Raw genomic sequence first — 23,670 nt, forward strand, 5'->3', positions numbered from 1 at the left:
CATCATGACCCCCGTGACCGACACCTCGAGCCTGGACGGCCTGCGCGAGCGGCTGCGGCGCTTCGTCGCCGACCGTCAGTGGGAGCCGTTCCACACCCCGAAGAACCTCGCGATGGCGCTGGCCGGCGAGGTCGGCGAGCTGCTGGCCGAGTTCCAGTGGCTGACGCCGGAGGAGTCCGCCGCCGTGGTGACGGCGGACCCGGAGGCGGCCGCGCGGATCCGCTCCGAGCTGGCCGACGTCACCGCCTACCTGGTCCACCTGGCGATGGCGCTCGACGTCGACCTGGTCGCGAACGCGCACCACAAGCTGGACGAGGTGGAGCTGCGCTACCCGCCCGGCGCCTGACGGCGTCACCCGCGGCGACCCCGGTCCGCCTCGACCGCGGCGGCGACGATCGCGACGTGCGCCCGCACCAGGTCGCGGCACTCGGCCGGGGTCGCGTTGCTCGGTGACGTGATCTTCACACCGACGAGCTCCGGCGCGCCCGCCGCGGCCACCCACGCCGTCACCTCGTCGGTGGTGAGCAGGCTGGTCGCGGCGTCGGCGGCGACCGGGGCGCCGGACCAGCCGCGGATCGGCAGGTGCAGGTCGGCCCAGGCCGCGCCGTCCAGCGTGGCGGCGTCGGAGACACCGGAGAACACCAGCCCGCCGAGCCGGTCCCGCGCCACGACGGCGGCGAGGTGCTCGCGCGGGCCGGCGGCGCCGCGGGTCTCGATGGCCGAGCGGGCCCAGTTCAGCACGACGCCGATCCCGCGTTCCTCGGCGACGTCCAGCTCGTCGGCCAGCGGCAGGAATCCCTTCGACGGCGCGTGCGCGTCGCTGTGCGCGTCGGAGTGCTCGATCAGCAGCCGGACGCCGTCCCAGTCCCACGTCAGCGCCTCGTCCAGCGACTCCCGGAACGCGTCGGCGGACGTGTACGGGTGCCGCGGCGCCGGGTGCAGCTCGACGGCGGTGAACCGGCCGCCCGGGCCCTCGCCGACGGCGGCGACGAACTCGTAGGCGCGGCGCAGCTGCTCGACCGCCTGCTTCCGGCCGCCGTCGTCTGACGACGCGAGCCCCTGCGCCGGCGACCCGGCCAGCGCCATCATCGTGGCCGGGATCATCGTCAGCACGTGCTCGCTCGCCGGGCCCGTCGCCTGCAGGTAGGCCGGGTCGTTCCAGGGCGAGCCGTTGTCCTGGAACGGCACCTCCAGCCCGTCGACCGCCGGCACCGCCAGCACGTCGTCGACGAAGGTCCGGAACGGGGTGCCGGGTTCGAGGCCGCGGGGGGCCGCCGCGTACGCACCGACGATGAGGGGCATGCCGATCTCCTCGCTGCTGTGGGACCGAGTCGCGCTCAGCGTAGGTCGGGCCGACATGGAACGATATGCCGGGTCGTCTCGGCGGCAACGGGGCACCATGGAGGCGTGTCCACGCCGGCCCTCACGTGAGGTCCACGACCACCTTGCCGATGTGCTCGTCGCGCTCGATGATCAGGTGGCCGTCACCGGTCCGCTCCATCGGCACGGTCGCGTGGACGAGCGGGCGGATCCCGGTGCGCTCCATAACGCCGACGACGTCGACGAAGTCGTTCCAGCCGCCGAACGGCGCGCCCAGGATCTGCCGGTGCGCCTGGTAGAGCTCGCGGATGCTGATCTCGGGACGGTCGCCGCCCGTCGCCCCGCAGATCACCAGGCGGCCGCCCGTAGCCAGGGACCGGATGGCGTCGGGCCACGTCGGCGCGCCGACGGCGTCGGCGACCAGGTCGACGCCCAGCCCGCCGGTCCGCTCGCGCACCTGCGCCGACCAGCCCGGGACGCTGCTGTCGACCACCTCGTGGACGTACGGGAGCCCGCCGAGGTACCGGGCCTTCTCCGGGCTGCGGGTGGCGGCCCAGACCTCGGCGCCGGCCCACGCCGCGAGCTGCATGGCGGCGATCGAGACGCCGCCGCTGGCGCCGACCACGAGGATCCGCTCCCCCATGCGCAGCCGGCCCGTCGTCATGAGCATGGTCCAGGCGGTGGTGAAGGTCGTGGGGACCGCGGCCGCCTCGGTCAGCGTCATGCCGGCCGGCACCCGGAGCAGGCTCCCGGGATCGAGGGCGACCAGCTCGCGCTGCACGCCCCACACGTCCTCGCCGAGGATCGCGTACCGCGAGCACCTGCTGGTCTCGCCGCGGCGGCAGAACCGGCAGGACCCGCACGACAGGCCGGAGAACACCATGACCTCGTCGCCCGGCGCGAGGTCGGTACGTGCCGCCGGCCCCACCGCGACCACGGTTCCGGCGCCTTCGGCGCCCATCACGTGTGGCAGTGCGCGCGGTTGCCGCACGCCCGGTCCGGTGAGCCCCTGGCGGACGAACACGTCGAGGCGGTTCAGCCCGGACGCCGCCATCCGCACGACCACCTGGTGCGGGCCGGGCTCGGGCTCGGCGATGTCGCGGACGGCGAGCACCTCGGGCCCGCCGTAGCGGTCGAGGACGACGGCACGCATACGCGGGTCAGACCCAGATCTCGCCGAGCGCGCGCATGATGTTGCCGCCGGTGACCGCGGCGATGTCCTCGTCGCTGTAGCCGTGCTTCACCAGCCAGCCGACGATGTTGTGGAAGCACTCCGTCGGGTTCTCCAGCCCGTCGACGTACGGCATCTTCGGGTAGGACGGCCCCTTGTGCGCGTCGTGCACACCGAGGTTCGAGGCGAAGACGTCGTGCAGCGTGACGTGGTCGCCGTACAGGGTGTCGGGGCCGAAGGCGACGTGCTCGATGCCGACCAGCTCGGCGCAGTACTCGAAGTGCTCCATGACCGACTCGATGGAGTGCTCGAGATGCGCCTGCGTCAGGGTCGTGTGCGGCGCCGCCTCGATGCCGATGACGCCACCGGTCTCGGCGCAGCCGCGGATGACCTCGTCGGGCTTCATCCGCGGCGTGGGCCACAGGGCGCGGGCGCCCGCATGGGTGATCAGCACCGGCTTCGTCGACGCCGCGAAGGTGTCCATGCAGGTCCGGTCGCCGGAGTGGGAGACGTCGATGGCGATGCCGATCTTGTTCATACGCTCCACGGCACGGTGACCGAACACCGTGAGGCCGCCGTCGCCGGCCTCCTTGAGGCCCGACCCGAGCGTGTTCGCCTCGGAGTAGGCGATCCCCATCTGGCGCACGCCGAGGCCGTAGAGCAGGTCGACGCGGTCGACCTCGTTCTCGATGGGGGTGGCCGCCTCGAGACACAGCACGATGGCCAGCTGGTCGTTCTCGTGCGCGGAGCGGATGTCGTCGAGACCGAGGGCGATGGTGACGTAGTCCTGATGCGCGATGTCGGACGTGCGCATGCCGATGTCGTAGACGATGTCGTCGAACTTCCAGCCGGACTTGCTGGTGACGCAGGCCGTGCCGTCCATCATGTTGTCGAAGACGGCCGTCATGCCCGACTGCGACAGGCCCAGGTAGCCGGTGCGCTCGCGGCCGGTGCGGATGTAGCTGCGCACCTCGTTCATGTCGTCGGGGAAGACCTGCGGGTGGTCGTGCAGGCTGATGATGATGTTGTCCTGGACGAGGCGGCGGGTGCGCTCCTCCTGCTCGTCGTCGAGCCCGAGCTCGTAGGCCGGCACCCGGCCGAGCTCGGGCGCGAGCGCGAACGCCTCGTAGTCGCGGCCCTCCTCCAGATAGGAGAAGGACGTGTAGCCGGTGTAGCGGCCGGACCGATAGGGCGTGGCCGGCTTGACGGTGTCGGTCATACGGGTTACCTCATCTCTCTCGCCCCTGGCCGCCGGGGGTCAGCGCGGCACGTACGGAGCGATGTCGGGAAGCACGGTCGAACTGGTCAGGAACCCTCGCTTGACGATCTGCAGCTCCTGGCCCATCTCGACGCGGCGGATGCCGGGCAGTGAACCCAGCACCTCGGTGTTGAAGCGGTAGAGGTCGTCGAGGTCACGCAGCACGAGTTCGCAGGCGAGGTCGCTGTAGCCCGCCGTGGCGGACAGGTAGCGCACCTCGGGATGCCGGGCGAGCTCGGCCGCGACCTCCTCGAGCCGGGCGAAGTCGACGCCCAGCCAGAGGAACATCTCCGTCTGGAAGCCCATCGCCTGCGGGTCGACGAAGGTGGCGAACCAGAGCGCGCCGCGCGAGGTCAAGGTGTCGAGGCGACGGCGGGCGGCGGTCTCGCCGATGCCGACCCGCGCGGCCACCTCGGACATCGACGTCCGGCCGTCGGCCGCGAGGATCTGGACCAGCTGCAGGTCGGTGGCGTCGAGCGCCACCCGTCCGCCGCCGGGCGCCGCGGGCCGTTCCAGCAGGGCCGCGCGGTCGCCGAGGAGATCGCGGCTCCAGTCGTAGGACGTCTTGAAGTTGCGTACGACGGTCTCGGTGCTGGTGTGGGTGATGCCCGGCACCGAACGGAGCTGGTCGACCAGCACGTCGGCGAGATGCGCCCGGGACCCGACGATCACCTCGAGGACGAGGTCATGGGATCCGGTCAGCAGGGCCAGGAACCGCACGTCGGAGCGCATGGCCAGCACGCCGGCGACGGCGGTGGTGGCGCCTACGGCGCATTCGACCTGCATGAGCACCGGCGTGCCGAGGCCGCAACGCGCGGGATCGGGCACCGCCGAGACGCACACGACGCGGTTGGCGAGCAGCCGGTTGGCACGGCGGGACACCGTCGACTCGGAGGCGCCGGCCACGGCCGCGATCTGCTGCCAGGTCGCCCGTCCGTTCAGCTGCAGACACGCGATGATCGCCCGGTCGAGGTCGTCGAGCCGGCCGCTCCCGGATGACAGAGAAGGCAACCGGCCCGGCAGCCAGGCGGGCGAATCATTCGACATGCCGCTCATGGTGGCAAAGACTCGCCCGTCCGGCAAGCGTGAATCAGCGGAAGTCTGAGAGAAGCACCAATATTGCGAGGCAATCGCCCACCACCACTTGTCAGATCGCCGGAATCTTGCAATGCTCCCCAGTCACCACCACCAGCGGGAGGAGGCAGCCGTGACCGATCTCGGTACGCACGTCCTCGGACCCGCCTGGCTCGCCGTCGTCGGCGACGTCGTCGTCATGGACACGCCCGCCGGCGTCGACCCGCGGCTCTCCGGGCTGCTCCGTGCCGCCGAGACCGCCTTCGCGAACGTCGAATCCCCGCTGACGACCCGCGGTGTCCCGGCCGAGAAGGCGTTCGTCCACCGTTCGGACCCGGCCAGGGCGGCCGACCTCGCGGCGCTCGGCATCGACGTCGCCACGCTCGCCAACAACCACGTGCTCGACTTCGGCGCCGAGGGCCTCGACGACACTGTGGCCGCACTGGACCGTGCGGGCATCGTCACGGTCGGCGCCGGCTCCGACGACACCGCCGCGCGGGCGCCGGCCGTCCGGACCACCACGTCCGGCCGCGTGGCCCTGATCGGCCTGTGCGCCGCACTCCCGCCCGGGTTCGCCGCGGCGCCCGGCCACCCCGGCGCGGCACCGCTGCGCGTCCGGCAGCAGGTGTCGATCGACCCGGTCCTGGCGGCGGAGCAGCCGGGGATGGCGCCGTTCGTGCACACGTCGGTCGTCGCCGCCGATCTCGACGCCGCCTGCGCGGTCGTCGAGGCGGCCCGCGCGCTCGCCGACCTCGTCGTCGTCGCGGTCCACTGGGGCGTGCCGCACGGGTTCGCGGCGCCGTCCTACGGCCTGCTGGCGCAGTACCAGCGCCCGGCCGGGCACGCCCTGATCGAGGCAGGCGCCCACCTGGTCGTCGGACACCACCCGCACGAACTGCATCCGGTCGAACGCCACCGCGGCGGGCTGATCGCGTACTCCGTCGGCAACTTCCTGTTCCACGCGTGGTCCGACCTCGCCGGCGACTTCATGCGGGTACCGGCCGCGCCGTACCGCAGCGCGTTCGGATCCGACGTCACGCTGGACTCGGTGCTCGTCCTCGTCTCCCCGCCCGGCGACGACGGACTGACGGTCCGCTTCGTCCCGGCCACCATGGTCGGCGGCGAACCGGTCCTGGCCACCGGCGATCGTGCCCAGGCGATCGTCGACCGACTGAGCGACGGCGCGGCCGGCGGCCCCGTCGTCGCCCGGGCCGACCTGCTGCCCGACACGACGATCGGTGAGGTGCTGATCGAACCATGACCGACCTGACGTTCTTCCGAGCGGCCGGAGTGTTCGACGCCGTCCGGCCCGGGCTTCGCGCCGGGGCCGGCCTGCTGGTGCGCGACGGCCGGGTCGCCGCCGTGGGGCCGCCGGACGAGGCGTGCCCGCCCGGCGCGCATCAGGTCGACCTCGGCGCCGCCTACCTCGTGCCCGGGTTCGTCGACGCACACACCCACGTCACCATCAGGCCGGGCGAGGGCGACCAGCACGGCCAGCTGCAGCACCCGGCCGCGTGGCAGACCGTGCGCGGCGTCGACAACCTGCGCCGCATGCTCGCGTCCGGGGTCACGACCGCTCGCGTCATGACCGAGGAGCACGACATCGACGTGCACTTCAAGGCGGCCGTCGCCGCCGGTGAGGTGGCCGGTCCACGGCTGCGGGTCGCCGGCCGGGGGCTCAGCCCCACCGGCAAGCACGGCAGCGCGGCCGGCGGCGTCGACGGGGTCGACGGCGCCCGCGCGGCGGTCCGGGCCAACGCCGCGAAGGGCGCCGACCACATCAAGATCTTCACCACCGGCGGCGTGTCCTCGACGGACACGTCGCTGGAGGAGTCGAACTACTCCGCCGACGAGATCTCCGCGATCGTCGACACCGCTGCCGAGCACGGGCTCATGGTGTCCGCGCACGCCCACGGCGGCGCCGGGGTCGACCTCGCCGCGGCCGCGGGCGTCCGATCGGTCGAGCACGGCGCCCTGCTGACGGAGCGCAACATCGCCGCTCTGGTCGCCCACGGCACCTGGCTGGTGTTCACCAACACCATCCTGTTCCACCCCACCGGCATCGAGCAGGGCGACGCCGCCGAGCCGGCCATCCTGGCCAAGGTCCAGCAGGCCCGAGCGTCCATGGAGGACGCCGTGGACCGCATCCGCGCGGCGCGGCTGCCCATCGCCCTGGGCACCGACTCCATGCACGGCCTGTTCGGCTACGAGCTGCAGTGGCTGGTGGCGCACGGGTGGACCGCCGAGGAGGCGCTGCTCGCCGGCACCGTCCGCGGCGCCGACCTGATGGGCGTCACCGACATCGGGGCGCTCGAGCCCGGGCGCCGCGCCGACTTCGTCGCACTGAGGCGCGACCCACTCCAGGACATCGACGCCGTCCGCGAGGTGGCCGGCGTGTACCGCGACGGCCACCGCGTCGTCGACACCGACGGCTTCACCCGCCCGGCACCGGCCTCCTGACCGACGTACCCGCGAGGAGCAGACATGACACCGAACACCAGCGAACCGGCCCGCGACCGCACCCGTCGCCTGGCCTATCTCGTCCCCGGCCCGATGCACCGGACCCAGCTCGGCGCCGCCGAGCTGGAGCGCCGCCAGGACAAGCTGCGCGGCTGGGCGTTCCCCGGCACCGAGATAGAGGTCCGCGCCGTCGACCGCGGCCCGGCCTCCATCGAGTCCATGTACGAGGAGTACCTGAGCATCCCCGCCATGGCCGAGCTGCTGGTCGCCACCGCGGCCGACGGCTTCGACGCGGCGATCGTCGGCTGCTTCGGCGACCCCGGGCTCGACGGCCTGCGCGAGATCAGCGACATGCTCGTGGTCGGACCGGCCTCGGCGTCCATCGCCCTCGCCACGACGCTCGGCCACCGCTTCAGCTTCGTCACCGTGACCGCCAGCATCGTTCCGGCCCTGCGCCGCCTGGCGTGGGAGGCCGGCGCCTCCGACGCGCTCGCGTCCGTACGGTACATCGAGACGTCCGTCCTCGACGTGAACAAGGACCATGGCGCCGCCCTGGGCCGCATGCTCGAGCAGGGCCGGCTGGCGGTCGAGCAGGACGGCGCCGACGTCCTGGTGCTCGGGTGCATGAGCATGGGTTTCCTCGACGTCGCCGAGCAGATGACCGAAGAGCTCGGCGTCCCGGTCGTCAACCCGTCCCGGGCCGGCCTGCACGCCGCGGAGTCCACGGTGGCGCAGGGCCTGACCCACAGCCGGCGCGCCTACATGACGCCACCGAAGATCGCGGCCGGAGCGAAGCTCGGCGAGCTCTTCCTCGGCGGCGACGGAGGCCGGCCGTGACCCGTCGGGTCGCCCGGCGCGCCCTCACGGCCGGCGTGGCCGCCGTCGTGCTGCCCCTGGTCGCCTCGGGGGTCGCGGCAGGTGCCCCGGCCCTCGGCGAGGCCACGGCGACGGTCGAGGTGGACGAGCAGGGTGCGGCGCAGGTCGAGCTGACCTACGTTGTCGCCGGCGGTGACGGCCCCGAGGCCACGGAGAGCCTGTCGTTCTCGGCGCTCGACTTCGGCGGCGCCGGCGCCGATCCCATCGACGAGCTCGAGGTCACGTCCGCCGGCGGCGAGCAGCTGGACACGTCCGTCGAGGCCGCCGGTCTGAAGACGACCGTGACGGTGACCCTGGACGAACCGCTCGTGGCCGGCGCCGAAACGACGCTGACCCTCGCCTACACCGCGCCCGACGCCGGCGTGGTGGACGGCGACCGGATGACCACCGACGTCCCCGTGCTGGTCTTCGACCTGCCGGCCGCGACGACCGAACCCGGCGTCTTCACGGCGACGGTGCGGCTGGCGCCCGGCTACGACTACGTCGAGGGCTTCCCCGCCAATCCCGAGCGCGTGTCCGCGTCCGGCGGACGCACCGAGCTCTCGTACGACCTGCCGGCGGCGCCGTCGCTGCTGCGCTCGGTCGGGACCACGGGCGACGCACCGTTGCTGACCCTGGGCGGCTGGGTGAACCTCGCGCTGTTCCTGACCCTGCTGGCCGGCGGCGCCGCCCTGGCGCTCTCCTTCCTTCGCGGACGGGCCCGCGCGGCCGAGGAGCAGGACGCCGCGACGCCCGCCACCGAGCCCGCCGGACGGAGGCACTGATGTCGATCTTCGAGGCCGGCTTCGTCTTCTGGGGCTACCTGGCCATCTACATCGTCCTCACCCTCGCCTACTTCGGCTGGATGGCCGCGCTCAACCGCCGCGAGTCGCAGCGGTCCCGCGACCACAGCGAGAACGGATGACGCCATGACCGAATGGGTCGTACTCCTCGGCTATCTCGTCCTGACCCTCGCCCTCGGCTACTTCGGGCTGCGCATGACGAAGAACGACGAGGACTTCTACATCGCCGGCGGCGGGCTGGGCTGGGCCGTCGGCGGCGCGAGCATCGCCGCCACCCAGATGAGCTCCGGACTGTTCATCGGCACCATCGGCATCATGTACGCGGTCGGCTGGTCGTTCGCCTGGGTGGTGTTCGTCTTCCCGCTCGCCTACTGGATCATGGTCGCGGTCATCGCGCCCCGCTTCACCCGGCAGCGCAAGATCTCGCTGCCCGACTTCATCGAGGCCCGCTACTACAGCCGGGGTGCCCGCGTCGTCGCGGCGCTGATCATCCTGGTCGCCTTCGTCGTGTACATCTCCGCGCAGGTCATCGCCGGAGGGCTGATCGCCAACGCGCTGTTCGGCGTCTCCGTGGAGTCCGGGATGATCGGATTCACGGTGGTCGTGCTGGCGTACACCGCCATCGGCGGCATGTTCGCCGTCGTCTACACCGACTTCCTCCAGATGATGATCATGATCGTCGGCGCGGCTGCGGCGATACCGATGGTGCTCGGCCAGACGGGCGGGCTGAACTCCATGCTCGCCCTCGTCGACAGCGCCAATCCGGTCACGTTCACCTGGGACGGGATGGCGCCGTCGCTGCTGCTGACGCTGTCGTTGGCGTTCTTCCTCGGCGCGGTGGCCCGGCCGGAACAGCTGGTCCGCTTCTACGCGATGAAGGACATGGCCACCATCCGCAAGGGCATCGGCTTCGTCATCGTCCTGGTCGGGCTCGCCCACACGCTGGTGTTCGTGCTCGCGCTGGGCAGCCGGACCCTCTTCCCGGCGCTCAGCACCGCCGACCAGGCGATGCCGGTGCTCGCCGTGCACGCGCTCCCGGTCTTCCTGGGCACCATGCTGCTGGTCGCGGTGGCGTCGGCCATGATGTCCACCATCTCGTCCGTGCTGTTGGTCGCGGGCACGGCGCTGTCGCACGACATCTACGGCGTCATCCGGCCGGGCGGGTCGCCGCAGCGACGTGTGCTCATCGGGCGCATCGGCACCGTGGTCGTGGGCATCGTGCCGATGATCATGGTGCTCACCGGCTTCGGCACCGGCGAGCTGGTGCAGTTCATCGTGGCCCTGTTCAGCGCGCTCATGGGCGCGGTGTTCCTGGTTCCGGTGGTCGCCGGTGTGCTGTGGCGGCGCGCCACCCGCGAGGGCGCCATCGCGGCGATGCTCGGCGGGCTGGTCGGCACGGTGGGCTGGCGGCAGTGGGGCGACATCGGCTCCGTCGACCCGGTCGTACCCGGCTTCGCCGCCTCGCTGGTGCTGATGGTGGTCGTCAGTCTGCTCACGGCGCCCCCTCCGGCCAGCGCCACCGACCCGTACTTCAGCGACGACGTGCCGGAACCGGCGGCCGAGACCCGGGGGCGGGCATGAGCGCGGACGAGTTGAGCGTCGACGGCGCGCGCCTGCGCCAGACGCTGGAGACCCTGGCCGGCTTCGGCGCCGAGGCATCCGGGGGCGTGACCCGGACCAGCTTCTCCCCCGCCGACACCGCGGCGCGGGCGTGGCTGCGCGACCAGTGCGAGGCGTCCGGCCTGCGGCTGCGGACCGACGGCATCGGCAACGTGTTCGTGACCGTGCCGGCGCCGGACGCGCCGGAGTCGGCGCCGGTGTGGACCGGCTCGCACATCGACAGCGTCCCCGACGGCGGCCGCTTCGACGGCGCACTGGGCAGCATGGCGGCGCTCGAGGTCGCCCGCCGGCTGGCGGAGTCGCGGCTCCCGCTGCGCCGGCCGGTCGAGATGGTGGTGTTCGCCGACGAGGAGGGCTGCTACCACCATCTCCTCGGCTCCACCGCGCTCGTGCGGTCCTATGCGCCCGACGAGCTGGAGCGGCTCCGCGGCCGCGACGGAGACCGGCTGGCCGACGCGCTCGGGGCCGCCGGCCTGGACGTCGACGCGGCCACCAGGACGGCGGTGCCGGCCGGGTCCGTGCACGCCTTCGTCGAGCTGCACATCGAACAGGGCGCCGTCCTCGAGTCGGCGGGAGTGGACATCGGCGTCGTGACGTCGATCGTCGGGATGGGCGGTGGCTCGCTGGAGTTCGAGGGCCGGGCCGACCACGCCGGCACCACTCCGATGACGCTGCGTCGCGACCCCTTGCGAGGAGCCGGCGAGTTCCTGGCCGGGCTGCCGGCCGTGACCGCGTCGATCAGCGACACCGCCGTCGCGACCTGCGGGATCATCGCCGTCGAGCCCGGCGGCGCCAACGTCGTCCCGTCCGTCGCACGGCTGCAGCTCGACTTCCGGGACGTGCGGCGTTCGTCGATCGAGGCCCTGGAGCAGGCACTGGTCGGCGCGGCCCGGCGCGCTGCCGCCACCCATGACCTGGAGGTCAGGTACACCCGCGACAGCATCACCGACCCCGCACCGCTCGACCCGCGCCTCCAGGACCTGATCGAGTCGGTGGGCTCGGCCCTGGGGCACACGACGATGCGGCTGCCTTCCGGGGCCGGCCACGACTCGCAGAACCTGAGCCGGCTCGCGCCCACCGGGATGATCTTCATCCCGAGCACCGGCGGGCGCAGCCACTCACCGGCCGAGCACAGCAGCTGGGAGGACGTCGAGCGAGGGGCGAACGTCCTGTTGCGGACCGTCGCCGCACTCGCGACCGAGTGACCCGAGGTCAGACGGTGTGCCGGGGCACCCAGCGGGCCATCAGTGCCGCCGCGACGAAGGCGACGGCCCCCGCGGTCGCGATGGCGGCGCCCAGCGTGGCCGTTGCCGTCACGACGCTCACGAGCACCGGGCCGACCCCGTTCCCGACGTCGGCGAACAACCGCCACGCCCCCAGGAACGTCGCGCGGCTGGCGTCCGGCGAGAGGTCCGAACCGATCGTCATGATGATGCCGCTGCCCAGCCCGTTGCCGAACCCCATCAGCAGCGCCACCGCCGTGTACGTCCCGGCCCCACTGGTCAGCGGCAGCAACACCAGCGAGAGGCCGAGCAGCAGCATCGACGGGACGACGATCCGGCGGCGGCCGAAGCGGTCCATCGCGTAGCCGGCCGGGTAGAAGATCAGCATCTCCACCGCGCCCGAGACGCCGAACAGCAGGCTCACCGTCGCCGGGTCCAGGCCGATGTGCTCGCCCCACAGCGGGATCGCCACCAGACGCGACGCCCGCGCCGCCTCCACCAGCAACGCCCCGACGCCCAGCGTCCGCAGCACGGGCACATGCCGGCGGATGATCCGGGCCGTGCCGTCCGGCTGTCGCGGTAGCGCCGCCCGGCCGCTCGCGCCGCCGGCCGGTGCCGGTTCGGGCACCACCACCAGCACGATCGCCGCCGCGACCGAGACCACGACGTGCACCCAGTACGCACCGCCGAGGCCCAGCCAGTTCATCGCCGCCGCGCCGAGGAACGGGCCTACGAACAACCCGGTGCGCTGCATCCCCCCGAGCGTCGACAACGCCCGGCCGCGCAGCTCGAACGGGATCACCTCGGTGACGTACGCGTGCCTGGCCAGCCCGAACACCGACGACGAGATGCCGATCAGCACCACCGCCGCCGCCAGGACGAGCACGGACGGCGCCAGCAGGCAGCCGGTGAGCCCGGCCAGGGCGATGGCCAGTGCGAGCAGCATCGCGCGCCGCTCCCCCAGCCGGACCGCGAGCATCCCCGCCGGCAGGTCGCCGACGATCCTGCCCACGCCCAGCAGCGCCACCATCAGTCCGGCCGTCGCCACCGAGCCGCCCAGGTCCCGCGCCGACAGCGGGATGACCGGAGCGATCGCGCCCTGGCCGATGCCGAACAGGAGCGACGGAAGGTACACCGACGGACCGATCGACCAGATGCCGGCCTGCGGGCGGGCTGTCAACGCCGGTCCTGCACTACGGCCTCCCAGGGTGTCCGGCGGATCGGCTCCGGCATCCCCCTCGTTCTGTCCGGGCGTTGTCGTACGGTCCATTCGCTCTGGTCGACCTGCTCGGTCTTGGGGGTGCGGGCAGGTCGGCCGGAGTCCAACCGCCCCTTCTCGCCGCGGCGGGCTTCATGCCACGCCAGTGGATACCGTAGCCGCCTCGATCAGACGTACAGGCCGGCGCCCGTCGCCGGGGCCCAGGTGCCGTCGCCGGCGAAACGCTGCAGGGTGGACGTCGTCACCGCGTCGCCGTCGGCCAGGACCGAGCGGCGCACCAGTTCACGCAGGTCGGCGCCGGACGCACCGTCAGTGCCGTCGACGATCGCCTCGACCTCGACCGCCGCCGCGAGCGGTCCCAGGTACCGCCGCAGGATCGCCCGCCGCTGTGCCCCGTCGGGCAGCGGCAGCTCGACCGTCCGGTCGAACCGGGCGGCCCGTACCGCGGCGTCGTCGAGCACGCGCGGATCGTTCGTCGTCGCGACCGTGACGACGTCCTGGTGCCGGCTCATGACGCCGTCCAGCGCGGCGAGGAAGCCGTGCAGCCCGAGGTCGTTGCCGTGCCGCCGGCGCCCGATGACGAGGTCGAGGTCCTCCAGGACGACCAGCGCCGGCGAGAGCCGCGTCAGCTCCTCGTACACCGCCTCGATGGTGTCGGCGATGCTCCGCGCGTCGCAGAACACCACCGTCACGTCGCCGGCCAGTTCGGCGGCGAGCACCCGGCACAGCGCCGACTTGCCGGTGCCCGGCGGGCCGTGCAGCAGCAGCCCGCGGTTGGTGCCCAGGCCGAGCCGCCGCATCAGGTCGCGGCGGCGGAACAACCCGGCGACGTTGAGGTCGAGGTCGGCCCAGACGGCGGCCGGGACGATGACGCCGTCGCGCGACTCGCCGGGCACCGGCACCGGCACGACCTCGAAGCTGCTGCGGACAGCGCGGATGTGCACGCAACGGCCCTTGAAGTAGTTGCGCGGCCCGCGCGCCCTGGAGACGACGTCCTGCAGGTACCGCTCCGCCGCCTCGACGTCGGCCGCGCGGGCGTGCACGATCAGCTCCTTGTCGGCCCAGCGCGCGTCGATCGCGACGACCAGCGGCGCGGCGCTCAGCGTGCCCGGCGCGAACGCCGCCACCAGCGACGTCGGCACCGTCTCGACCGTGTCGTCGAGCTGGAGGCGGTCCCAGCGCGGGCTCTCGTCGCTCTCCAGCCCGGCGAGGTCGGACGGCGGATGCGCGCGCATGTCCTCGGCCAGCACCCGGGCCACCAGCGGCGCCGTGAACGGCCCGAGCCGCTCTCGCACCGCGATGACCCCCGTCGCGCCGCCACCCAACTGCCGCCGGGCGAACTCGTCGTGGTCCTCAGCCGTCCGCAACGGCACGGTCGCGTCGAGCACGTGCGCCAGCCACGACAGCGTGTCCCGGACGCCGGGCGGCATCCGCCGCAACGCGTCGTCGATGAGCGCGGACGACTCCTCAGCGTCCATCGGCGTCACCTCCTCCGGCGTCGGAACGCGACACCTCCCGTGACGGCGCTGGTCATTCCCGGTCCCATGCGTCGACGATACGGGCGGCCGGCGTCCGAACTCCATCGGTTTATCCGGCCTGGGCGGCGAGCCGTCGTCGGCGAAGGGCGTACACGCCAGGAGGACGCGACCAGCACCAACTGCCCGGCGTCATCGAGCAGGACGGGCCGCGCGGATGACCGTCACGGCAGCCGATCCTGTCAGTCCCGCCCCGTAGCGTGACCCCCATGAGCACGTCGCCGCCGCCGGTGCTGCGCGATCTGCTGGACCGGTACGCCGACGTGCGCGAACAGCCCGTGCGCCTGCGGCCGAGCACCTGGCAGAACGCGCTCATCCGGGTGCCCGAGTCGCTCGAGGCCACCGCGCTGCTGACCGGCCGCCGCTTCACCAAGGCCGTGCCGGGGTCGAAGACGCACGATCGCACGGTCGGCCGCGACGACGTGCGCGCGGCCTGCGCCGCCATGAACGTCGACGACACCAAGGAGGTCGTGCAGACGTTCGTGCTGGTCATGGCCTGGGCGTCCGGGCTGACGGGCGGCCGCTACCAGGCCAACACCGCGAAGGCCGTCGTCGACCCCGCCCGGGCGCTCCGGGTGCTCGGCGACGCCGCGAAGGCGCTGCGCCACGCCGGGTCCATGCGCGACGGCGCGTTGGAAGAGGTGCACCGCTGGTGGTCGCTCCCCGGCGTCGGGCAGTCCTACGCGAGCAAGTGGTGGGCGCTGGCCGGGCATCGGCCGGGCCGCGAGTGGCAGCCGCTCGTCCTCGACGACCACGTCTACGCCACGCTCAACGACACCCTGCGCATCGGCGGCACCACGCGGCTGGCGGGTTCACGGCGCCGGGCCGACCGCTACCGCGCCTACGTCGAGACCGTCCACCGGTGGGCGGTCGACCTCCAGCTCGCCGGCCTCGACGTCGACGCCCGGCGCATCGAGTTCGTGTTGTTCCACCACAACGGAGGTGCGCCACCGGCCGGATGAAACCCCCGAGCATCGGCCCCCCTTTGGGCGTAATGTCGCAATCAGACCACGGGGGTGGCCATGATGCGCACGATCAGCGGCACGAGCCTGCCCGCCGCACTGCCGGCGCTCGTCGACAAGTACCGCCACGTCCAGCCGACGCCGGTGCGGTTCCGGCCGCCGAATTGGACGGCAGTGCTCTATCGCGTGCCGCCGGAACTGGAGGTGACGGCGTTGCTGCGCAGCCGCGCGCACACCACACCGCTGGCGGGATCGAAGGCGAAGGACCGCACGGTGACGCTCGACGCCGTCCGGGTGGCCTGCCACTCGATGGACCTCGGCAACCAGCGCGAGGTGCTGCAGGCGTTCGTCCTGACGATGGCCTGGGCGTCGGCGGGCGCGGGGAACGCGACGTTGCGGGCGACGGCGCGGGCGCTGCACGACCCGGACCGCGCGCACCGGATCCTCGCCGGCTCGGTGCGCCGCCTGCGCTCCGCCGAGACGCTGCACGACGGCGCGCTGGAGGCCAACCACCGGGCGTGGTCGCTGCGCGGCGTCGGCCAGTCGCCGGCCAGCCGGTGGTGGGCCGCCGCGGGCGACGTCGCGGGACGGGCCTGGCAGCCGCTGGTACTGGACGAGCGGGTGTACGCGTCGCTCAACCGGACGTTACAGATCGGCGGCACTGCCCGGCTGGCCAGCTCGCGCAGCCGCGCGGCCCGCTACCGTGCCTATGTCGACGCCGTGCACCGGTGGGCCGTCGAGCTCCGGCTGGAGGGGCGCGACGCGGACGCGGAGCGCGTCGTGTTCGTGCTCGGGCAGCACGACGGCGGGGCGAAGCCGACGCCCTGAAAGTAACTGGAAGGCATCTTTCCGGTCGTTCGCCTGACCCACGCGGGGATCTGCGCAATCATGGTCAAATACCGCAACGGCGCGGGAGGTTCCGCGGGGTAGGTCGCCAGCTGTCGACATCGAACCCGGCACACCGAGGTGGTGGAAGGACAGACGTGACGACACACCCTGCTCTCGACGACGAGCAGCAGCAGCTCGACCGCTCGTACGCCCTTCTGGGCGACGACGCGCCTGACCTGCCGCCGCTGTTCGGCCGGGTCGACGACGCCGGCGGCTCGCGCTATGTGGGTTTCGACGATGTCCGCGACGAGTCCGGCGACCCCGTCGTCGTCGCCTGGCACTCACCCGAGGCCGGCGCGTTCTACCAGGCCTGCGGCACCGATCCGGCCGGCGTCACGCTCAAGCGGGTCGTCACGGTCAGCGACCGCCAGGTCATCGCCGTGCACGACGAGATTGCCGGCGGCGCCGCCGGCGACGTCAGCAGCGCACACGACCCCCGTCCCGTCGTCGGGAAGGTCGTCGTCGCGGCGCTCGAGCAGTTCCGCACCGGCACCCTCGCCGAGGCCACCGCCACGCTGCGGCCCGAGCAGTACGACATCATCCGCCGGCCGGGCCGGGGCATCCTCGTCATCCAGGGCGGGCCCGGCACCGGCAAGACGATCACCGCACTGCACCGCGCCGCCTGGCTGGCCGCCCACGACGACGCCGTACGGGCGGGCGGCCTGCTGGTCGTCGCGCCGACGCCGCCGCTGCGCAGTTACGTCGCCGAGGTCCTGCCGCGGCTCGGCGCCGACGCCGTCACCACCGACCTCGCCTCGCTGTACGACGGGCCGGCCCGTCGCAACGGCCGCGACACCCGGCCCGATGCCGCGCGGGTCAAGGGCTCGGCCGTCATGGCGATGCTGCTTCGCCGGCTGGTCGAGGCGGCCGACGCGCCGGCGGCGCCCGAAGAGCTGCTCCGCGGCCTGTACGCCGACCCCTCGCTGCTGGAGCGGCTGGCCGACGACCTCCTCAAGGTCGGCCAGCGCGACGTGCTGTATCGCGAGCCGGCCGCGTCGATCGACGACGAGCCGTGGACCGTCGACGACCTCGTGCTGCTCGACGAGCTGTCCCACCTGCTCGGCCGCGCGGCGCCGCGCTACGGGCACGCCGTCGTCGACGAGGCGCAGAACCTGTCGCCCATGCAGGCCCGCGCCATCGCCCGCCGCTGTCGCGACGTCACGCTGGCCGGCGACCTCGAGTGCTCGACCGGCCCCGGGAAGCACGACGACTGGACCGAGCTGACCAGCTACTTCGCGTCCTCCTTCGGCCAGGGCACGCTGGGCATCGGCTACCGCGTGCCCCGTCCCGTCGTCGAGCTGTCGCGCCGGCAGCTGCCCGACGGCGGCACGCTCGACGTCGCGGAGTCGCTGCGCGACGGCCTCGGGGTGCCGCTGGTCCGCCGGGTCGAGCCCGGCGACGAGGCCGCGGTCGCGCTGTCCGCCGGTGAGGCCGCGGCCGGGACGGGGTTCAAGGTCGGCGTCGTGGTCGCCCCGGCCCGCTACGACGAGACGCTGCGCTACTGCCAGGCGGCCGGCATCAAGGCCGGCGACGGCCGCGACGGCGACCTCGCCCAGCCGGTCACAGTGCTCCCGGCCGACCTCGTCAACGGGCTCGAGTTCGACGCGATCGCACTGGTCGAGCCGGCCGAGATCGGCGACGGGACGGAGCTGGGCCGGCGGCTGCTCTACGTCGCGATGACGCGGTGCACGCAGTCGCTGGCGGTCTTCCACGCCGCGCCGCTGCCGGCTGGCATGGAACATCTGGAGCGCCCGGCGCCGTCGCGCGAGCCCGAAGTCGAGCACCGTCCGCGCCCCGCCCGCACCGAGGACCTCTACGACCTCTTCAAGCTCCTCCGCGACGACGACCGCATGCTGGTCGAGGTGCTGATCCGCCGGCTCGTCCGCGACTCCCTCGAACGCGACGACTGAGCCGGGCCCCATCGGCCAGATAGTTCACCTAGTGAAACTATCACCACCTTGTGCCTAACGTATTCCAAGCGGTCTAGGGGTGTTAGCCGCAATCTACAGCCTCGTAATTCTCCCCAAATGAGAATTGACGAACTAGTCTGGCCTTTCTCATGACACGGGCATAGCATGATCGTCCGATGTTGCTATGGAGGGGCGCCATGGCTGGTGGACGGGACCAACTGGGTCCGTTGGAAAGGGTGACGCGGGTGCTGGTCGCGCTGGTCGCGGCCGAGCCGAAGGGCATCCCGACGCCGCGATTGTTGAAGATCGCGGCCTTCGGTGGGGGAGAAGACCATCATGTACGGCAGTTGAAGCGGCTGATCGAGGATCTCAACGGCGTCGGCTGGGACATTCGCAACACCGCGCCGCCCGGACGGACCGCGGTCTATCGGGCGTTCGCCGGTGACAATCGGCTGCGACTCACCCTGACGCCGGAACAGCAGACCGAGTTGGCGAGGGCGGCACTGATCGCCGGCAATGCCGCATTCGCGGAACGGGCCGGTATCGAGGGCACCCACACGCCGCCGATTCCGGAGTTACGCACCGCGCCACTGGCCGAGCGCAACGACGACGCGCTGAACAAGGTGCTGTACGCGCTGGAGCGGCACTGCCGGCTGCGGTTCCTCTACCGGCGGCGGCAACGGCTGGTGCACCCGCACTTCGTCTATCCGGGCACGTCGGGCTGGCATCTGGTCGGCCACGAGGACGGCAGCGAGAAGGACAAGCAGTTCGTCACGGACCGCATGTCCGACGTGCGGGTCGATCTCCCGCGCACGGCCGATCCACGGCACGAGCCGTTCCGCGACGAGGTCGATCCGCTGCTGTGGGCGGTCGACGAGCCGGTCAACGTCACGGTCGAGACGACGCCCGCGCACCGCCACCAGGTCGAGACGCTGCTGGGCACGCCGTCGTACCACGAGATCGACGACGACGTGGTCCGGCTGACGATCCGGGTGACGCACCGAGCGGCGTTCCGCAACCGGGTCTACGAGCTCGGGCCGCGGGTCCGTGTGCTGGCGCCCGCGACCATCCGCAGCGAGCTCCTGCTGGAGCTGGAATCACTTCTGGACTGAGCCATGAGCGTTCCTCCGCCCGTGTTCGTCCGCCGCTTCGAGCGGGTGACGCACGCGCTTCGCATCCTCACCATGCACCCCGACGGCGTACCGCTGCGCCGGCTCGCGGCCGAGCTGGACGTCGACGAGCAGACGCTGCGCGACGAGATCGTCGCGTTCTACTGCGCCGACAGCGCGGCCTTCGACACCGGCCCGCTGCGCCAGGTGCGCATCGAGTTCATCGGCGCCGACGGCGAGACCGACGACGTCGACCCGGCGATCGCCGAGGTCGTGCGGGCGTCGACCGACCATCCGGCCGCCGAGATCGGCGTGCTGCACACGGCGCCGGCCGACCTCGCGCACATCTACCGCGCCGGGCAGGCGCTGCTATCGCTGGAGCCGGACAACAACGTGCTCGACGGCGCGCTGCGGACGCTCGGCGACACCATGCTGCGTGGCATCCGCCCGGTCGACGACCACTGGAAGGCCGAGCTGGCCGCGCTCCTCGTCGACGCGATCCAGCGGCGGCGCTGGGTGCGGGTCGAGTACACGCCGGTGTGGCACGACGACAGCATGGAGCACCGCATCGCGCCGTACCGCTTGCTGCGCACCCGCCGCGGCTGGGAGGTCGACGCGGGCATGTCGGCCGACGGGCGGGTGGTCGGCAGCTTCCTGCTCAACGGCATCCGGGACGCGACGCTGCTGGACGAGACGTTCGAGCGGCCGCCGGAGGTCGAGGACCGGCTGGCCGCGCACCGGTGCGAACAGCAGATCGAGCTGGTGGTGCCGCAGGCCGCGCGCTGGGCGGTGGACCGGTTCGCCGAGAGCTCCGAGCTGCTCGCCGAGGACGAGGAGTCGGTGAAGGTACGGGTCCGGCTGCTGCCGCCGGTGGAACGGCGGCTGGGCATCCTGCTGCTGAGCGCCGGGCCACTGGCGTTCGTCACCGACCCGCCCGCGCTGGCCGACGCCGGGCGCCGGCTCGCGCGCGACCTGCTGGAGCACCACCACGCCACCCACTGACCGCCGGACACCGCATGTCAGGCTGGGGGCATGGCTGAGAACGCACGACGCACGGTGTCCCTCCGACGAGTCGGCGAGCGCCGCTACGTCGCCACCAACGCCCGCGGCGGCGAGCTGCCGTTCGGGCAGGGCGACGACGGCGACTTCACCCCGGTCGAGCTGCTGCTGACCGCAATCGCCGGATGCTCGGCCATCGACATCGACTTCATCACGTCACGCCGCGCCGAGCCCGAGACGTTCGAGCTGACGACCACGGCGAACAAGATCCGCGACGACCAGGGCAACCGCCTCGAGGACATCGAGGTGTCGATCAGGCTCCGGTTCCCCGACGGCGCCGACGGCGACGCCGCGCGCGAGGTGCTGCCCGACGCCGTCAAGAAGTCGCACGACCGCCTGTGCACTGTCAGCCGGACCGTCGAGCTCGGCACCCCGATCGCGATGCGGCTGGACTAGCGCGGCGCGCCCGCCGCGATGCGGGCCTCGTAGCGGGCCCGCGCCTTGGCGGCCTCGATCTCGCGGTCGCGCGCCGGGGCGTTGGTGATCAGCGCGTCGAGGAGATGTCGCGTGGAGTGTGCGATCTCCTCGACGGCGTGGTCGAACGCCTCGCGGTTGGCCTGCGACGGGCTGCGGGTGCCGGCCAGCTTGCGCACGTACTGCAGCGCGGCGTCGTACACCTCGTCGTTGGTGGCAGGCGGGGCCAGGTTGTTGAGGGGTCTGATGTTGCGGCACATGATTCGAGCCTAAGCGGATGACGGTCGCCGTCGCGACTGGTGCAGCTCGTCCAGGTGGATCAGCAGGTCGTGGCCGCGGCCCAGCGCGCCCTGCTCGGCCAGCCAGCGCCGGGCCGGGCCGGTGACCCGGCGCAGGTCGACCAGGTACTCGTCGAACCGCACGCGGCCCAGGACGTCGTCGTCGGCGCCCGTGAAACCGGTGCTGACGTAGCCGTCGCCGAGAGTGTCGCGCAGGACCGCGTCGCCGACGTCGCTGTTCCGCACCGAGAGCACGATGCGGTGGCCGGTCTGCCGCTGCCACCAGACCACGTTCGCGGCCAGCACCTCGTCGCGGTACCCGCTCTGGGCGGCGAGCCCTTCGGGCGTCGCCAGGTCGAACGCGAACGCCGTCGTGTGCTGGACGATGCTGCGCGCGTGTTGCACCGCCCAGACGTGCTCGTCGCCGTCGTCCGGCAGCGCCGCGACCAGCTCGTATGCCGTGATCGCGCGGTCGCGGCGGTGCTCCCGCTCGGCCAGCGGCGCCGTCGGGTACGCGCCGGTGTCCGGGGCGGGCCGCAGCCCGGCGTACAGCTGCGTCAGCCGCGCCGCGAGGTCCGGGTGGACGCCGGCCGCGTAGGCGACGACGCGGTCGAACACGACCGGCCCGGCATGGCCGGGGCCGGCGCCGACGAACCGGATCTTCTCGTCGTGGGTCTCGTTGTGGTCGCGGATCCATTCGATCAGCGCGAGGAGTCCCCCGGCGTCGCCGAAGCGGTCCACGTCCCGCGGCTCGCGGCTCAGGATCGCCCGCGGGTCGCCGGCGCCGTGCACGACGTAGTCGTCGAGCAGCACGCCGGTGCTCCAGCTGATCTCGTGGGCGAACGCGCGGAAGCCCTCGTGCTCGGCGAGGTAGCGCAGCAGCCGCCGCGTGGTCGTGGCGAGCGCCACCTCGTCGACGCCCACGACGTCGGCGCTCCCGATCATGCGGCCGAACGGGGCCAGGTCGCCGTCGCCGGGTGCGTCGGTGAGCGGGCGCGCGCGCCGGTCGAGGCCGCGCACGACGGAGTCGCCGGCCGCCGCCAAGGCGGTCGCCACGACGGTCACCACGCAGGCGCCGGCGACGAGTGCGGAGGCAGCGGAGAAGGCGAGCACGCGTGGCAACGACCGCATGGTGGCCGGTCCCTTCGTCTAGGGCGTGTCTCCCAAGTGGGCTGGTCCCTCGACGATCCCACTGCTTGGCCGGGTGCGGCGATCCGGCAGGCACGTGGACCCGTAGTGGGGACAGCCCCCGTGCGTCAGCCGTCGGCCAGCTCGCGCTCCAGCGGCGTGCGGAAGCTCGGGATGATCGACGCGCCGCCGAGCCGCGGCTCCAACTCGGCGGCCGCCTGTTCGACGGCCGCCGTGGCCTCGACGCCGGTGTCTTCGAGCAGCCGCCACCGGATGGCGCCGTTGCTCATACCCCACCCGCCCACCACCCGTCCGCCCCACCACACCGTCGGCCCGATGTTGCCGTTGCGGTCGAACAGCGCGTCGCGGTGCGGGCCGAGGAACCAGTCGCGTCGCTGCCAGCCCATGGGCGTGGGGTCGAGCGCCGGCAGCAGCGTGGCGACCGGCGCGGCGTCGGCCTCGGGTTCGGTGTCGTCGGCCAGGACGAGGCCCGGTTCGCCGTCGAGGTCGACGTCGGCGGTGTCGAGTCCGGCCAGCACCGTGCGCGTGACCCCGAGCGTCCACCCCGTCCACCACTGCACGTCGGCGACCGTGGCCGGGCCGAACGCCCGCAGCCAGCGCCGGGCCAGCTCTGCCCGCGCGTCGGCCTCGGGCACGTCGGGCACGCCGTCGGGCCAGAGGCCGCGCACCGACGCCCACCGGTGCTGGCGCGACAGCCACGTGCCCGCCGGTCGTCCGCGCACGACCCGGCCGTCGGCGCCCATGAGGGTGAGCACGCGGCTGGTGATGTTCTGCTTGACGTCCCACTTCTTGTCGGTGGTGGGGAGGATGGCGGTGCGCAGCCGCGGCTCGGCCTTCGCCAGCTCGGTGGCCAGCGCCTCGCCGCGTTCGTCGACCGCCTTCTCGGTGGCGGTCTCGACGTCGGCCAGCCAGGCGGCGACGTCGCCGTCGATGGGTGGCTCGGTGGGCAGCGTGCTGAGGTGCTGGACCAGCTGACGGCGCAGCCGCTGGGCGATGGCCAGCCCGGCGGCGCTGTGTAGGACCGGGGCGAACGCGGTGGGCGTGACGAACATGGTGCGCCGCATGGCGATCAGTTTCACTACCGAGCGGTCGTCGTAGAGCGCCGCCGACACGTCGTCGAGCGTGACCTCGGGCGCTCTGACCAGCGCCGACACGTACACCGTGGCGGGATCGGTGGCGTGCAGGACCACCATGCCGGCGGCGGCCCCGGCGACCGACCCGGCCGGCGTCTCGCGGGCGAGGTGGTGCCGGCGCAGCAACCGGAGGCGGCGTTGGCCGGGGCTGATGGTGAGCACGGTCCGATCCTGGCACGGCGGTCCGACAAGGTCGGGATGTCCAGGATTCACTGGACCACGGAAAGGGA

At 72.8% G+C, this 23,670-nt stretch carries 23 protein-coding genes; 14 read left to right on the forward strand and 9 right to left on the reverse strand.

The features are described from left to right. Positions 1 to 4 precede the first annotated feature (4 nt). Positions 5 to 346 (forward strand): nucleotide pyrophosphohydrolase, encoded by a 342-nt coding sequence (locus tag ACW62_RS23325; protein WP_053206497.1) that lies wholly within the window; start codon positions 5 to 7, stop codon positions 344 to 346. A 5-nt stretch (positions 347 to 351) separates the two neighbouring features. Here ACW62_RS23325 and ACW62_RS23330 read toward each other — a convergent pair whose 3' ends face one another. The 4 genes from ACW62_RS23330 to ACW62_RS23345 all read right to left on the reverse strand — a co-directional run bounded on the left by ACW62_RS23330 (position 352) and on the right by ACW62_RS23345 (position 4,796). After that, positions 352 to 1,302: a DUF4862 family protein gene (locus ACW62_RS23330; RefSeq protein ID WP_053206498.1), complete on the reverse strand. Its 951-nt coding sequence runs from the start codon at positions 1,300 to 1,302 to the stop codon at positions 352 to 354. 121 nt (positions 1,303 to 1,423) lie between these two features. Continuing rightward, positions 1,424 to 2,473, reverse strand: a complete 1,050-nt coding sequence (locus ACW62_RS23335) for a zinc-binding dehydrogenase (RefSeq protein ID WP_053206499.1) — start codon at positions 2,471 to 2,473, stop codon at positions 1,424 to 1,426. A 7-nt stretch (positions 2,474 to 2,480) separates the two neighbouring features. Further along, the gene (locus ACW62_RS23340; RefSeq protein WP_053206500.1) at positions 2,481 to 3,710 is read right to left on the reverse strand and encodes a dipeptidase; all 1,230 of its coding nucleotides are present in this window, start codon (positions 3,708 to 3,710) and stop codon (positions 2,481 to 2,483) included. A gap of 39 nt (positions 3,711 to 3,749) precedes the next feature. Then, positions 3,750 to 4,796: an Lrp/AsnC family transcriptional regulator gene (locus tag ACW62_RS23345; protein WP_169792111.1), complete on the reverse strand. Its 1,047-nt coding sequence runs from the start codon at positions 4,794 to 4,796 to the stop codon at positions 3,750 to 3,752. A 160-nt stretch (positions 4,797 to 4,956) separates the two neighbouring features. Here ACW62_RS23345 and ACW62_RS23350 point away from each other — a divergent pair, with 160 nt between their 5' ends. From ACW62_RS23350 to ACW62_RS23375, 7 genes are read left to right on the forward strand one after another with little or no spacing between them, the layout of a single operon-like run. Then, entirely contained in the window at positions 4,957 to 6,084 is a 1,128-nt protein-coding gene (locus ACW62_RS23350; protein ID WP_053206502.1) for a CapA family protein, read from the forward strand. Continuing rightward, positions 6,081 to 7,283: an amidohydrolase family protein gene (locus ACW62_RS23355; RefSeq protein ID WP_053206503.1), complete on the forward strand. Its 1,203-nt coding sequence runs from the start codon at positions 6,081 to 6,083 to the stop codon at positions 7,281 to 7,283. The genes ACW62_RS23350 and ACW62_RS23355 overlap by 4 nt, the downstream gene beginning before the upstream one ends. A 24-nt stretch (positions 7,284 to 7,307) precedes the next feature. Then, complete coding sequence (locus ACW62_RS23360) at positions 7,308 to 8,120, forward strand: aspartate/glutamate racemase family protein (RefSeq protein ID WP_053206504.1); 813 nt, start codon at positions 7,308 to 7,310, stop codon at positions 8,118 to 8,120. Beyond that, positions 8,117 to 8,923: a hypothetical protein gene (locus ACW62_RS23365; protein ID WP_053206505.1), complete on the forward strand. Its 807-nt coding sequence runs from the start codon at positions 8,117 to 8,119 to the stop codon at positions 8,921 to 8,923. Before ACW62_RS23360 ends, ACW62_RS23365 begins: the two co-directional genes overlap by 4 nt. Next, positions 8,923 to 9,063 (forward strand): hypothetical protein, encoded by a 141-nt coding sequence (locus ACW62_RS34295; RefSeq protein WP_157574931.1) that lies wholly within the window; start codon positions 8,923 to 8,925, stop codon positions 9,061 to 9,063. Before ACW62_RS23365 ends, ACW62_RS34295 begins: the two co-directional genes overlap by 1 nt. A gap of 4 nt (positions 9,064 to 9,067) precedes the next feature. Beyond that, positions 9,068 to 10,522: a sodium:solute symporter family transporter gene (locus tag ACW62_RS23370; RefSeq protein ID WP_053206506.1), complete on the forward strand. Its 1,455-nt coding sequence runs from the start codon at positions 9,068 to 9,070 to the stop codon at positions 10,520 to 10,522. Next, the gene (locus ACW62_RS23375; protein ID WP_053206507.1) at positions 10,519 to 11,766 is read left to right on the forward strand and encodes a Zn-dependent hydrolase; all 1,248 of its coding nucleotides are present in this window, start codon (positions 10,519 to 10,521) and stop codon (positions 11,764 to 11,766) included. Before ACW62_RS23370 ends, ACW62_RS23375 begins: the two co-directional genes overlap by 4 nt. Positions 11,767 to 11,773: 7 nt before the next feature. Here the strand turns inward: ACW62_RS23375 and ACW62_RS23380 are convergent, their stop codons facing one another. Both ACW62_RS23380 and ACW62_RS23385 read right to left on the reverse strand, forming a co-directional pair. After that, complete coding sequence (locus tag ACW62_RS23380; protein WP_053206508.1) at positions 11,774 to 12,964, reverse strand: MFS transporter; 1,191 nt, start codon at positions 12,962 to 12,964, stop codon at positions 11,774 to 11,776. Between the two features lie 206 nt (positions 12,965 to 13,170). After that, positions 13,171 to 14,481 carry an AAA family ATPase gene (locus ACW62_RS23385; RefSeq protein ID WP_053206509.1) on the reverse strand — a complete coding sequence of 437 codons (1,311 nt, stop codon included), beginning with the start codon at positions 14,479 to 14,481 and terminating at the stop codon, positions 13,171 to 13,173. Positions 14,482 to 14,747: 266 nt separating this feature from the next. Here ACW62_RS23385 and ACW62_RS23390 point away from each other — a divergent pair, with 266 nt between their 5' ends. The 6 genes from ACW62_RS23390 to ACW62_RS23415 all read left to right on the forward strand — a co-directional run bounded on the left by ACW62_RS23390 (position 14,748) and on the right by ACW62_RS23415 (position 20,862). Beyond that, a complete protein-coding gene (locus ACW62_RS23390) occupies positions 14,748 to 15,500 on the forward strand; it encodes an 8-oxoguanine DNA glycosylase OGG fold protein (protein WP_053206510.1) in 753 nt (250 codons plus the stop codon). A 63-nt stretch (positions 15,501 to 15,563) separates the two neighbouring features. Next, complete coding sequence (locus tag ACW62_RS34300; protein ID WP_157574932.1) at positions 15,564 to 16,328, forward strand: 8-oxoguanine DNA glycosylase OGG fold protein; 765 nt, start codon at positions 15,564 to 15,566, stop codon at positions 16,326 to 16,328. A gap of 155 nt (positions 16,329 to 16,483) precedes the next feature. After that, positions 16,484 to 18,298 (forward strand): helicase domain-containing protein, encoded by a 1,815-nt coding sequence (locus tag ACW62_RS23400; protein ID WP_053206512.1) that lies wholly within the window; start codon positions 16,484 to 16,486, stop codon positions 18,296 to 18,298. Between the two features lie 197 nt (positions 18,299 to 18,495). Continuing rightward, positions 18,496 to 19,410, forward strand: a complete 915-nt coding sequence (locus tag ACW62_RS23405; protein WP_169792112.1) for a helix-turn-helix transcriptional regulator — start codon at positions 18,496 to 18,498, stop codon at positions 19,408 to 19,410. 3 nt (positions 19,411 to 19,413) lie between these two features. After that, positions 19,414 to 20,409 (forward strand): helix-turn-helix transcriptional regulator, encoded by a 996-nt coding sequence (locus ACW62_RS23410; RefSeq protein WP_157574933.1) that lies wholly within the window; start codon positions 19,414 to 19,416, stop codon positions 20,407 to 20,409. Between the two features lie 30 nt (positions 20,410 to 20,439). Next, positions 20,440 to 20,862: an OsmC family protein gene (locus ACW62_RS23415; protein WP_053206515.1), complete on the forward strand. Its 423-nt coding sequence runs from the start codon at positions 20,440 to 20,442 to the stop codon at positions 20,860 to 20,862. Here the strand turns inward: ACW62_RS23415 and ACW62_RS23420 are convergent. The 3 genes from ACW62_RS23420 to ACW62_RS23430 form a co-directional block, all read right to left on the reverse strand. Then, positions 20,859 to 21,140, reverse strand: coding sequence for a DUF2277 domain-containing protein (locus ACW62_RS23420; protein WP_053206516.1), 282 nt, complete (start codon positions 21,138 to 21,140; stop codon positions 20,859 to 20,861). The two genes, ACW62_RS23415 and ACW62_RS23420, sit on opposite strands and share 4 nt — an antisense overlap. 9 nt (positions 21,141 to 21,149) lie before the next feature. Further along, a complete protein-coding gene (locus tag ACW62_RS23425) occupies positions 21,150 to 22,271 on the reverse strand; it encodes an erythromycin esterase family protein (RefSeq protein ID WP_240477400.1) in 1,122 nt (373 codons plus the stop codon). 143 nt (positions 22,272 to 22,414) lie between these two features. Then, positions 22,415 to 23,602 carry a winged helix DNA-binding domain-containing protein gene (locus ACW62_RS23430; RefSeq protein ID WP_053206518.1) on the reverse strand — a complete coding sequence of 396 codons (1,188 nt, stop codon included), beginning with the start codon at positions 23,600 to 23,602 and terminating at the stop codon, positions 22,415 to 22,417. Positions 23,603 to 23,670: the final 68 nt, after the last annotated feature.

The organism is Jiangella muralis, from assembly GCF_001270745.1.
GTDB lineage: Bacteria > Actinomycetota > Actinomycetes > Jiangellales > Jiangellaceae > Jiangella > Jiangella muralis.

What these genes read in the sequence shown, in the direction of transcription:
- ACW62_RS23325 (WP_053206497.1), top strand. Translation starts at nt 5, where the DNA reads ATGACCCCCGTGACCGACACCTCGAGCCTGGACGGCCTGCGCGAGCGG.
- ACW62_RS23330 (WP_053206498.1), bottom strand. Translation starts at nt 1,302, where the DNA reads ATGCCCCTCATCGTCGGTGCGTACGCGGCGGCCCCCCGCGGCCTCGAA.
- ACW62_RS23335 (WP_053206499.1), bottom strand. Translation starts at nt 2,473, where the DNA reads ATGCGTGCCGTCGTCCTCGACCGCTACGGCGGGCCCGAGGTGCTCGCC.
- ACW62_RS23340 (WP_053206500.1), bottom strand. Translation starts at nt 3,710, where the DNA reads ATGACCGACACCGTCAAGCCGGCCACGCCCTATCGGTCCGGCCGCTAC.
- ACW62_RS23345 (WP_169792111.1), bottom strand. Translation starts at nt 4,796, where the DNA reads ATGTCGAATGATTCGCCCGCCTGGCTGCCGGGCCGGTTGCCTTCTCTG.
- ACW62_RS23355 (WP_053206503.1), top strand. Translation starts at nt 6,081, where the DNA reads ATGACCGACCTGACGTTCTTCCGAGCGGCCGGAGTGTTCGACGCCGTC.
- ACW62_RS23360 (WP_053206504.1), top strand. Translation starts at nt 7,308, where the DNA reads ATGACACCGAACACCAGCGAACCGGCCCGCGACCGCACCCGTCGCCTG.
- ACW62_RS34295 (WP_157574931.1), top strand. Translation starts at nt 8,923, where the DNA reads ATGTCGATCTTCGAGGCCGGCTTCGTCTTCTGGGGCTACCTGGCCATC.
- ACW62_RS23370 (WP_053206506.1), top strand. Translation starts at nt 9,068, where the DNA reads ATGACCGAATGGGTCGTACTCCTCGGCTATCTCGTCCTGACCCTCGCC.
- ACW62_RS23375 (WP_053206507.1), top strand. Translation starts at nt 10,519, where the DNA reads ATGAGCGCGGACGAGTTGAGCGTCGACGGCGCGCGCCTGCGCCAGACG.
- ACW62_RS23385 (WP_053206509.1), bottom strand. Translation starts at nt 14,481, where the DNA reads ATGGACGCTGAGGAGTCGTCCGCGCTCATCGACGACGCGTTGCGGCGG.
- ACW62_RS23390 (WP_053206510.1), top strand. Translation starts at nt 14,748, where the DNA reads ATGAGCACGTCGCCGCCGCCGGTGCTGCGCGATCTGCTGGACCGGTAC.
- ACW62_RS34300 (WP_157574932.1), top strand. Translation starts at nt 15,564, where the DNA reads ATGCGCACGATCAGCGGCACGAGCCTGCCCGCCGCACTGCCGGCGCTC.
- ACW62_RS23405 (WP_169792112.1), top strand. Translation starts at nt 18,496, where the DNA reads ATGGCTGGTGGACGGGACCAACTGGGTCCGTTGGAAAGGGTGACGCGG.
- ACW62_RS23410 (WP_157574933.1), top strand. Translation starts at nt 19,414, where the DNA reads ATGAGCGTTCCTCCGCCCGTGTTCGTCCGCCGCTTCGAGCGGGTGACG.
- ACW62_RS23415 (WP_053206515.1), top strand. Translation starts at nt 20,440, where the DNA reads ATGGCTGAGAACGCACGACGCACGGTGTCCCTCCGACGAGTCGGCGAG.
- ACW62_RS23420 (WP_053206516.1), bottom strand. Translation starts at nt 21,140, where the DNA reads ATGTGCCGCAACATCAGACCCCTCAACAACCTGGCCCCGCCTGCCACC.